This window comes from Vibrio sp. 10N.261.51.A4, from assembly GCF_041471945.1.
Lineage (GTDB): Bacteria > Pseudomonadota > Gammaproteobacteria > Enterobacterales > Vibrionaceae > Vibrio > Vibrio crassostreae_C.
The window spans coordinates 19,305-29,509 of sequence record NZ_JBFRPJ010000091.1 but is presented as its reverse complement, the minus strand read 5'-3'; the positions used below and the strand labels follow the sequence as shown (position 1 = coordinate 29,509).

Sequence of the window (10,205 nt, the reverse complement as noted above, 5' to 3'; positions counted from 1 at the left end):
TTACGGGGTCACTTCAAAAAAGCGGCTCTTGATTTTCAAACTATTCGAATTCGTTCAGATTACTCTTTACCGAATACGTTGTTCTCTTGCTCTTGTACACGGATGAAAGTCGTACGCTTAGTTAGCTCTTTAAGCTTTGCTGCACCTACGTATGTACAAGTTGAACGTACACCACCAAGGATGTCAGAAATTGTGTTGTGAACAGAGCCACGAAACGGAAGTAAAACAGTTTTACCTTCAGCAGCACGGTACTTAGCAACACCACCTGAGTGCTTGTCCATAGCCGACTGTGACGACATTCCATAGAACTTCATGAATTGCTTACCGTCTTGCTCTACAACTTCGCCGCCTGACTCAGAGTGACCTGCTAGCATGCCGCCTAGCATTACGAAGTCAGCACCGCCGCCGAACGCTTTAGATACGTCACCCGCACATGAACAGCCACCGTCACCGATGATCATGCCGCCAAGGCCGTGTGCTGCGTCGCCACACTCGATGATTGCAGAAAGTTGAGGGTAACCTACGCCTGTTTTAACACGTGTAGTACAAACAGAACCAGGGCCGATACCAACCTTAACGATGTCTGCGCCAGCTAGGATTAGCTCTTCAACCATGTCACCCGTTACAACGTTACCAGCAGAGATAACTTTAGTCGGGAATTCAGCACGTACTTTTTGTACATACTCAACTAGGTGCTCTGAGTAGCCGTTAGCGATATCAATACAGATAAATACGAATTCGTCGCTAAGCGCCATGATTTGCTTAGTTTTCTCAAACTCAGCTTCAGAAGTACCTGTTGAAACAAATACGTTGTTCAGCGTTTTCTTGTCTGCTGTTTTTGCGAACTCAGCCCACTGCTCTACTGTGTAGTGCTTGTGTACTGCAGTCATAACACCGTGCTCTGCTAGAGCAGCTGCCATTTCAAAGCTTGCTACCGAATCCATGTTCGCTGCAATTACTGGAGTACCAGACCATTGACGACCGCTATGCTTGAATGTAAAATCGCGGGTTAATTCAACTTGAGAACGGCTTTTAAGGGTAGAACGCTTCGGACGGAAGAGTACATCTTTGAAACCTAACTTAAGTTCTTGTTCGATACGCATGATAATTTGTCCTGTAATCATATTACGTGTCGTGCGTTTTCGGTAAGCGTTGGCAGACGCTTTACTGAGTTTCGGACACAAAAAAACCGGAGCGTTGGCAGACGCTCCGGTTTTCAGCATTATAGGCTGTGATTTACTAACAGCAAGTCTGATATTTCATTTTTTTTTGTGCTATCCTCTCAAAGATTCCATATCTGGTAAAAGCTTCCCGCCCGTCATTTCCTACTAAATTCATAGTAATTAATAACTTAACAACATATTCACGCAAACGCTGTCGGTTTATTGCGCAAACGTTTCCCTTGCAAATTCGGCGAAAAAATCTTCGATAAGGCAAATTTGTGAAAAAAGTGCCCTTTAATCACATAAAAATCACACTTTTCTTGAATCAAAAAATGCGTTTTTTCTTAAATAATTTCATTTTTTTCTGACTTTTTCGCTTCGAGTGCCGATCTCAGCCCTCTTTCATTAGCCCTGAAATTTATAAAGTACAAAGGCAAGATCGATTAGCACGTTCGAAACTTGGATGAGCGGGGTAAAGTCCACAAAATATGGCAGGTTAGATGCGCTTATTTATGAGAACCCAGCGGATACAAGCCGCTGTTGATAGAGCCTAACAACAACTCGACTAAAGTTAACGAACACGGAACGCCTTTCTTTAGTTCGAACTCATTACTACAGGATCAGATACAAAAATGGCCAAGGGGATTAACCTTGGCCATTTTTATTTGGTTTTCAGAGTGCTCTTATAAGGCGATTCAATTTTCACCTTAAGGTACGTCAAGCCTTTTTCTGAGACATCAGAGCTTCAGCAGTCGCATCTTGAATCGACAAGAACAAGGATGTCACTTGCCCAGTTGGAGAACGCATCGGGTTAAGCGTGACGTTCTGATACATAAAGTCGGCTTGCTGAGTTACTGGCCTCACGTTGCGGCACTTAAACAGATAAGGCCTTTGTTGCCACGTTATGAAGCTACGGCAGCCTAGGTCATAAACCGGTTTTGTTTTAAGCCTAAACCACTCTTCAGGAATTTCAGGGAATAACTCAAAGATCGACTTACCGATCGCATCATGCGATTGCTTACCGCTATGGTGCGTCATGAAGCCATTCCAAACTTGTACCTGAAAGTCACGGTTAATGACCACCAGCCCCATATCGACGTTTTGAACCATGTCTACCATCCAGTGGAACTGTTCAAATTCAGCAGGAAGATTCAACATATTAAAACTCCTCCATTAGGTAGGCCAATTTGTTATCTAGAAGAGGCAGAGACTCATCAACAAACATAAATAGAAGGTCACAACGGATGGACGTGCCGTCGATGTTGTAGCTGACTTCGAACGTCATGGTCTTTTTAAATGAGCCGCTGGTATTTTCAATCACCGAATCAATCGAGATGTGTTGACCTAGCAGCACAGGAGAGCTCTGGAAGAAACGAACTTCTGATTGCTCCCCTAACCCATTCAAGAAAGAGCCGACTAAGATGTTCGATACATCCATCAACAACTCTAATTCTTCTAGCTGCTCGCTTTCTGTTGGCACCTTCATGAGCTTCTTAAGATCGCTCACACTGGAATCACTCAACAAAACTAGCGCTTCACCTGCAATGCCTTCTCCACTAAAGCCTTGGCAAACACCCGACACTTGGTCGTTATCCGCTAGGTCACGAAGTGCCATGTGCAATTCACTCACTTCGAAGATGTTAACGTTCGGCAGCGGTAGGTGAACAAACACATTAAAGTGACGAGCCAGTGCATCAGCGGCACGGCCTATCGCTACGTTCACGACTTCCATATAGATATCGCGTCTGCGAAGTATTGGCAGTTCTAAAGCGGTTGGGGTAATGATTTGAGGTTGTTTTGGCGGCTCGACATGCTCACGTAAAATGGCTTTTAGCGCTTCTTTATCGATCGGCTTTTGCAAAAATGCTTTGGCGCCAAGATCCAGCACCTTCTGTTGTGCTTTTGGTTGTATGTCACCAGAAACAACGACAACTGGCGTGGTATCGCCTAAACGTTGCATCTCTTCCAATGTGCCATAGCCGTCTAATTCCGGCATGGTTAGGTCGAGGAACATCAATTTGAATTGGTTTTTAGCGAGCTCTTCAAGTGCATTAAGCCCATGAACAGCAAAAGTTATATCTGCATTTAGAGAACTAGGCAGTGACCGAGCCATCTGCTTCCTTGCTAACGCAGAATCATCACATATAAGAACTGGGAACGACATAAATGCACCACTGACAAATTAAAGCTAATTCGACCGAGTGTAACAGAACATTATGGTATCAGGTACGGGGTGAATGGATTTATATGCAGATTATTAGTAAGAATGATGAAACAGGTGGGTAAGCTATTATTTCGCATTATTCTTCATGAAAAACAATATGCTACAAAGGTAATAGCCAATCCTTGCTGTTGAGTAATAGCACTATTATATTTAACAGCAGCCTTAACAAGCGGGTTTATTAAGGCTCGACTGACTCATTCATTGAACGGCTTTATGTAGCCATGATAGAGAGCTATCCAACAAAGCTAATGCAAGAGAACTAGAACTGATATGAAGGCCATAAAATCAGTAATGCAAAACGTATGATCACAGCAAATACCAACAACGCGATCCCCAGGCGATACCATTTGTATTCGGCGATGTTCATTGGGATACGCTTGTAGAACATCGTAATCACGCCTTTCCAATCGCTACTGCGTCTTCCGTACTGCATCATGCTCGTCAAAACAAACAGTGCGCCAAGCACTAACATTCCTTTTTCAGCCCAGAACAATCCAACTTCCATTTGTGTATTCCTTGATAAAACGGTGAGCAACTCAAATCATTCTAGTCACCTTTTAGCTCGGTTTCTGTAAGACCAAGGTCTAAATTACGAAGTACGCAATTCAGGGCTTATAGGTCATTGTTGGTAATTGATAGTTCTCGGTCAGCAATACAACGTTTATCGTTCAAGGTTCCATGGTAAAGGCGAGCATCACAAGCAAATCACGTATAAGCATGATTCGACAAATCTGGAGATTGGTTGTTCTTTTGAATGACACGCATCAATTGGATAAGCAGCAGAATACCTGTCACGCCTAAGCCAACACCGATTCCGCCCCAAATCCCTGCCAATTCGAACTTAGGCATCAAATACCAAGCCGCAGGCAAGCCAAATACCCAGTAACCGATGGCAGTCATCACGGTTGGCATAGAGACAATCTTCATGCCTCTTAGCAGGTTAATCGCCAATAGCTGCCAAGCATCAACAATAAAGCACAAAGCAACGACCCAAATCACAGAAGCCAGTAGTGAAGTCATAGCACCCGTGCCATCGTCTAACTTGAAGATAGAAGCGATCATCTCAGGCCATATAATGAACACGGCCGACAACGCCACACTCAACACCGACACCAATATGAAGCTTTGAATCGAGGTTCTTTTTATTCCTTCGTAGTTACCCGCGCCAAAATCACGGCCAACCAAAATCGCCGCAGCTTGTGAGAAACCAAAATTGAAGTTCCAAGTAAAGCTTAAACATTGCAGCAAGATTTGGTGCAAGGCTAACGAAGCAATACTGATCGTGCCCGCCATCAAGGTGCCACCGTAAATCAAGCCATGCTCAAGTAAAGCAGCCAAGCCGATAGGTAGACCCATCAACAACAATGGGCTCATCAACTTGATTGAATACTCTTCTGTATTTAGCCAAGGGGCGAACTGCTTAAACTCGTCACGCTTAAATACCCAAACCGTATATCCAACCATCACGATAAATGCCGCGAGAGCCGTACCAAGCCCTAAACCTGTTAAGCCCATGTCTAATTGGAAGGTGAGAAAGTAGCTCACTGGCACATTCAGAATTACGGTGATAATCGACATCACAAGAATGGATCGCACGTTGCCAAACGCGCTAGTTAAGCCGCGAAGCACCAATAAGATAAGCGAAGGCAACATCACCCACTTCAAAGCATGGACATATTCCATGGCTAAAGTGATCACTTCTGGCGGCTGTTTGGCGGCTTCTAACACCAACGGAGCAAACCAGAAGCTGGCCATTAAAGTCACGCTGAGCACGAATGCCAACATGGTTGCGCCTTTCACCGCCAATCTAATTTGAGTATTACCAAACTCTGGGCGAGCGACGCGCTGACCATAAGCGATCGCAATCAAGTTCGCGACACAACCTACAGTGCTGCTCGCAATAATGAAGATAAAAAAGTAGATAGAGGCGCCTAAGCCACCAGCCGCAAGGGCTGACACACTGATACGCGACATCATCCAAACATCAGTAAGGACTAAAGCCATAGAGATCAGCTGTGAAATGATCAAAGGGAATGCAAGAGTGAGTATTTTTTTCATGAGCGCCTCAGTTAATTTCGCCCAAAATACGATCGATGAGGCTGGCGTTCAATTGATAAATTTGCGACTCTAACATTCCATAAACTCATGCGAACGAATTATGACCCCATATCCTAGCTTGCCATCATCACATAATGGCTTAAAAGCCTTTGAAGCTGCCGCAAGGCTGATGAGCTTTACTCTTGCTGCCGAAGAGCTGCATGTGACACAAAGTGCGATCAGTCGACAGATCAAACAGCTTGAAGATGAGTTAAACGCATCACTGGTTATTCGTAAGCATCGAGCCATTGAATTAACGGTACAAGGTCATGATTTGTATGTCGCTTTGCGAGAAAGCTATGGCAATATCGAAGCCGTTATCGCCTCTTGGAGTGAGCCCAAGCAGAAACGTATTGTGATCAAAGCGACTCTGAGTTTCGCGACGCGAGTATTGATCTCCAAAGTACGGGAATTAAACGAGCGCTATCAAGATCATGAGATCGTCATAGTTCCTGTAATTGAGGAAGACGAATCAATCAATAGCAGCGAATATGACCTACTGATCTTCCACACGCGCTTCAAAAAACGCTATGACAAAGCACCAGACATTACCTTCTTGCGGGAAGAGTTTATGGCACCGGTTTGCTCGACTAGCTTAACTAATTCTGCCAATTTAACTAATTCGACCAACTTAACGAATAAAGACACCGACCTCGATTCGATCTTAACCATGCCACGGTTGCACCCGACCTTAGATCATCACGACTGGAAAGTGTGGTTGGCCGATGTTGAATTCCCACCAAAGAAACCCGTCAGAAATACCAGTTTCTTGTCTTTAGATATGGCACTCAGTGCTTGTTTATCCGGTGAAGGCGTTACGGTCACGGATCTATTGTTAGTACAACAAGATCTCCAACGAGGCTTCTTGTACTGTCCTAAGAATGCAAAGATCCAACACAGTGCTTGGACTTACTTCATTCACCAGCGTAGTCACACGCCTATCATCAACGACCTTATTGAATGGCTTAGAGAAGAGACAACGAAAGAGATCGAGTTGCTGAAAGTACTCGCACAGAAATATCAATGGTTTGGTGTAATAGAACAGGACAAAGACTTTGGTCGGCTCTTCTAAACTAAGTTATGATTCCTGTTCCCTCAACCGATTGATATTTTTATGCCTTCTTTCTCTTTTTCAATGATCCCTGTTGGGGTTAGGTTCATGATCCTCTCTGCTTTTGGATTCGCACTGATGTCTGCGTGTGTGAAGTACATCAGCAACTACGGCATACCTGTATTCGAGATTGTTGCAGCAAGGGCTTTAGTGTCTTTGATCATCAGTTATATCGACGTTAAGCGAAAAGGCATTTCGATCTGGGGAAATAACAAACCTTTGTTGTTTGTTCGAGGCGCAGTTGGCACAGCAGCCTTGATGTGTGTTTACTACGCTGTGACCACTTTGCCATTAGCAGAAGCGACCATTCTACAATACGTGCATCCTGTCTTTACCGCTCTACTTGGTGTGTTGTTCCTGAAAGAACGCGTCCAAAAGTCGACCATGATCTGCATTGCGTTCTGCTTAGCGGGGCTATTAGTAATGGTACAGCCAAGCATGAACAGTGGCGCGAGCAGCGAGTTACCGCTATTCAGCATTATGGTGGCGTTATGTGGTGCATTTGGTAGCTCAATTGCTTATGTGATTGTGAGGAAGCTTAGCCAAACAGAAGACAGTTCAGTCATCATCTTCTACTTCCCACTGGTTGCTCTCCCAATCTCCACCGCCCTTATCTGGAACGACTTTGTGTGGCCTAGCCTATTCCTAACCATGATGTTGGTTCTGGTCGGGATTTTCACACAAATAGGCCAATACGGTTTAACCAAAGCGATGCAAACCCAAGCAGCAGGCAAGGCTTCAGCTTACTCATACGTTCAGATCGTATTCTCAGCACTATTAGGTGTGTGGATCTTCAATGAGATTCCATCAGTTTGGACCTACCTAGGTGGTGGTCTAATCGTGACTGGCGCGCTAATCAATGTGTTTGGCAAACAACTTTTGGTGCCGTTTAAAGCTAAGTAAACACCAGCGAAAAGAGCTCAACATCAGTTAGCTAATCAGCGATTAAATAGAACGAAAAAGGGCATTGCGGATTATTCCACGATGCCCTTTTCTATAAATATTCTCTAACGTGTTTTCATGCCGCTAACCAACTTTAATAAAGCGGCGTATTACGTGATTAACTTGTGGCATTTCGTAACTTGGGATCATCACTCAAATACTCAACAAACTCGATTTCAAAACCTGCCGGATCCACAAAATAGACATTTTTTCGATAAGGTTCTTCAGCGCCAGGTTTAGCAATCGGGAAACCCGCATCGATAAGACGTTGAGTGACGCTTTCGATATTATTGGTCACATAAGCGAAGTGCGCGAGGCCAACAGAGTGCCCTGCCAAATCTCTGTTTTCACCCTCACCGTGATCACTCAATGCGATGTATTGGTACTCGTCGCCAAAATGCAGCCAGTTACGTGGCTTGCCTGACCATTCGCCTTTTCCTTCATCACGAACGTACCAGTGTGGAAACGCCGCTTTATAGAAAGTCAGCATTTCAGGGATGTCCTTGACGACTAAATTCACATGTTCAAGTTGGATCATTCATCTCTCCTTAAAGTATTCTCGTAAGCAACGTTGCATATCCTAATACCTCAAGTTAAGTTGAGGTAAAGCACTAATTTGCATTTATTTCGAGAACGTCTTTAGAGCCCAAATTGTCGTATTTGATGCGATACAAGCTTTAAGTTTAGACGACCTAATCCAATGTGACTTAACTCAGCCTCAAGAGCCAAAAAACACATGATGTATCGCTGAGATTAGACGATCCAATCACTGCACCTTGCTCAATATATACACATTAACATCTCCTTATTGACTGATACATCAAGTTACAATTCGATTTCATATTAGCCAACAACACTGATCTGGGTTAATAAACTGGTTTCACAATAACCTTATTTTTATTGGGGTCAGATAATTAATAAAAAGGAAGTTAAAGTGAAAAAATTATTAGCACTTGGTATCGCAGCGGTAATCTCGGCTCCAGCAGTAGCCGACCACAACACAATCAATGGTATGGATTTTGGTCCACTCGCAAAGTTAGTCGGCACATGGAAATCAGTCGAAACTGGCGGCGTTGATATTTCTCCAGGCCAAGAAGGCACAGAAGTGGGTGCAGGTGGTCCCGCGGTTACACCATTCTATGAAGTAATGACGTTTGAGGTTGCGGCAGATGCAACCAATGCCAGCGATCAATATCTGGTTGCTCTGTACTACAAACAAGAAGTATTCAGAAAGGCCGACGACTCTAAGTTCCACGATCAACGTGGCTACTTCATCTACGACCAAAAAAATCAGGTCGTCTACAACTCTTACTGCGTACCACGCACCACATGTGTCACCGCAGAAGGCCCTGCTGGCGATACAATGACGTTAGTTGCGTCTAAGCGTGGCATCGCTGAGTCCGAATACATGACGGACAACGCAACCACCACGGGCTTCACGATGAACATTAGCATTTCAGACGATACGCTGACGTACTCTCAAACAACAGGCTTAGAGATCTACGACAACGCATTTGCTCATACAGATTCAAGCACTCTAATTAAAGTGAAGTAGATTCAAATACAAACGCCTTTCACAGCGAAGTGAAAGGCGTTTTTCTGTTGTACTTGTAACAACAAACAAGTTTAACTAGATTGTGTATCAACCTTGGCGTAACGGTTGGCTAGCACTGCACAGTAAAAGATCTGAATCGGGTGATAAAGCATGATTGGTAGTAATATCATCCCTAGATTAGGGTTGTGAGCAAAGATCACCTTAGCCATAGGAATACCTGCCGCTAAGGTCTTCTTAGTACCACAGAATACTGCCGCGACTTCATCTTGATGATTGAATCCAACCTTTCGGGCACTCCATTGAATGCCGTGTACCATCACCATCAATACCACTAAACAAATCACCGCTGACAGCAACAACAGCATTGGTGAAAAGTCGCTCCAAATACCGTGTTCAATAGAGTCACAGAAAGCACTGTAGACGATCAGAAGTATCACGTATTTATCTAACTTATTGACCACTGACTTGTGTTTCTGAGTCCATTCAAAAAGTAACGGGCGCATCAACTGGCCGACAATCATTGGCAATAGCAGCATTTTAGATATAGAGATCACCGATTCCATCAGGTTTAGCTCTGCACCTTCCAACCCCATAAAGAGCTGGATCAGTAGAGGCGTAATGAACACGCCTAAAATACTAGAAAGTGATGCATTGAATATCGCACCCGGTAGGTTTCCTTTTCCAATCACCGTCATCGCGACCGAAGACGAAATCGTACTCGGTAATACGAAGAGGTAACAGAAACCAAAGGCCAGAGCTGCTGGCATATAAGCGACAAAGCCTTGCCCGAATATCACCCAAAGCAGTGGGTAAACTAAGAATGTCGCGCTTTGTACAAAAACATGCAGCTTCCAATTCGAAAGCCCCTCAAGAATGGCTTTGGGAGACAAACCCAAACCGTGTAAGAAAAACACCAAAGCGATGCCGAGAACAGTCACCGTATCGAGATGAAGTACCCCACCCGATTTGCCCCAATCCGGCGTAAAAACAGCAACGACCATAGCCACCACCATCCCTACAAGAAACCATTCCTTTTTCAGTTTTTCTATCATGTTGACACGCACTTTCTATAGATTCTATTTCAGCCAATAACCCGGCTCCGACGCTATTTAT

At 44.2% G+C, this 10,205-nt stretch carries 10 protein-coding genes; 3 read left to right on the top strand and 7 right to left on the bottom strand.

The features are described 5' to 3' along the window. Positions 1-59: 59 nt before the first annotated feature. The 5 genes from AB4384_RS19975 to AB4384_RS19955 form a co-directional block, all read right to left on the bottom strand. A complete protein-coding gene (locus AB4384_RS19975; RefSeq protein WP_017062429.1) occupies positions 60-1,103 on the bottom strand; it encodes a GMP reductase in 1,044 nt (347 codons plus the stop codon). Positions 1,104-1,880: 777 nt separating this feature from the next. Further along, positions 1,881-2,321, bottom strand: coding sequence for a PAS domain-containing protein (locus tag AB4384_RS19970; protein WP_017062430.1), 441 nt, complete (start codon positions 2,319-2,321; stop codon positions 1,881-1,883). 1 nt (position 2,322) lies between these two features. After that, positions 2,323-3,327, bottom strand: coding sequence for a response regulator (locus AB4384_RS19965; RefSeq protein WP_372130020.1), 1,005 nt, complete (start codon positions 3,325-3,327; stop codon positions 2,323-2,325). A 319-nt stretch (positions 3,328-3,646) separates the two neighbouring features. After that, positions 3,647-3,892: a hypothetical protein gene (locus AB4384_RS19960; protein ID WP_010430578.1), complete on the bottom strand. Its 246-nt coding sequence runs from the start codon at positions 3,890-3,892 to the stop codon at positions 3,647-3,649. A gap of 200 nt (positions 3,893-4,092) precedes the next feature. Next, positions 4,093-5,445, bottom strand: a complete 1,353-nt coding sequence (locus AB4384_RS19955) for an MATE family efflux transporter (protein WP_372130019.1) — start codon at positions 5,443-5,445, stop codon at positions 4,093-4,095. A 100-nt stretch (positions 5,446-5,545) separates the two neighbouring features. On the opposite strand from AB4384_RS19955, the gene AB4384_RS19950 reads away from it, so the two are divergent. Together AB4384_RS19950 and AB4384_RS19945 are read left to right on the top strand one after the other, a co-directional pair. Next, the gene (locus tag AB4384_RS19950) at positions 5,546-6,556 is read left to right on the top strand and encodes a LysR family transcriptional regulator (RefSeq protein ID WP_136982644.1); all 1,011 of its coding nucleotides are present in this window, start codon (positions 5,546-5,548) and stop codon (positions 6,554-6,556) included. A gap of 42 nt (positions 6,557-6,598) precedes the next feature. Further along, positions 6,599-7,498, top strand: a complete 900-nt coding sequence (locus tag AB4384_RS19945; protein WP_048610851.1) for a DMT family transporter — start codon at positions 6,599-6,601, stop codon at positions 7,496-7,498. A gap of 157 nt (positions 7,499-7,655) precedes the next feature. Here AB4384_RS19945 and AB4384_RS19940 read toward each other — a convergent pair whose 3' ends face one another. After that, positions 7,656-8,075: a VOC family protein gene (locus AB4384_RS19940; protein ID WP_017065925.1), complete on the bottom strand. Its 420-nt coding sequence runs from the start codon at positions 8,073-8,075 to the stop codon at positions 7,656-7,658. A 396-nt stretch (positions 8,076-8,471) separates the two neighbouring features. Here AB4384_RS19940 and AB4384_RS19935 point away from each other — a divergent pair, with 396 nt between their 5' ends. Next, positions 8,472-9,092 carry a heme-binding beta-barrel domain-containing protein gene (locus AB4384_RS19935; RefSeq protein ID WP_017062436.1) on the top strand — a complete coding sequence of 207 codons (621 nt, stop codon included), beginning with the start codon at positions 8,472-8,474 and terminating at the stop codon, positions 9,090-9,092. A gap of 71 nt (positions 9,093-9,163) precedes the next feature. On the opposite strand, the gene AB4384_RS19930 is transcribed toward AB4384_RS19935, so the two are convergent. Further along, complete coding sequence (locus tag AB4384_RS19930) at positions 9,164-10,144, bottom strand: bile acid:sodium symporter family protein (protein WP_032545880.1); 981 nt, start codon at positions 10,142-10,144, stop codon at positions 9,164-9,166. Positions 10,145-10,205 lie beyond the last annotated feature (61 nt).

Excerpts from the sequence above, each read along its gene's own strand:
- AB4384_RS19940 (WP_017065925.1), bottom strand. The coding sequence starts at position 8,075 with ATGATCCAACTTGAACATGTGAATTTAGTCGTCAAGGACATCCCTGAA.
- AB4384_RS19950 (WP_136982644.1), top strand. The coding sequence starts at position 5,546 with ATGACCCCATATCCTAGCTTGCCATCATCACATAATGGCTTAAAAGCC.
- AB4384_RS19965 (WP_372130020.1), bottom strand. The coding sequence starts at position 3,327 with ATGTCGTTCCCAGTTCTTATATGTGATGATTCTGCGTTAGCAAGGAAG.
- AB4384_RS19975 (WP_017062429.1), bottom strand. The coding sequence starts at position 1,103 with ATGCGTATCGAACAAGAACTTAAGTTAGGTTTCAAAGATGTACTCTTC.
- AB4384_RS19930 (WP_032545880.1), bottom strand. The coding sequence starts at position 10,144 with ATGATAGAAAAACTGAAAAAGGAATGGTTTCTTGTAGGGATGGTGGTG.
- AB4384_RS19945 (WP_048610851.1), top strand. The coding sequence starts at position 6,599 with ATGCCTTCTTTCTCTTTTTCAATGATCCCTGTTGGGGTTAGGTTCATG.
- AB4384_RS19960 (WP_010430578.1), bottom strand. The coding sequence starts at position 3,892 with ATGGAAGTTGGATTGTTCTGGGCTGAAAAAGGAATGTTAGTGCTTGGC.
- AB4384_RS19955 (WP_372130019.1), bottom strand. The coding sequence starts at position 5,445 with ATGAAAAAAATACTCACTCTTGCATTCCCTTTGATCATTTCACAGCTG.
- AB4384_RS19970 (WP_017062430.1), bottom strand. The coding sequence starts at position 2,321 with ATGTTGAATCTTCCTGCTGAATTTGAACAGTTCCACTGGATGGTAGAC.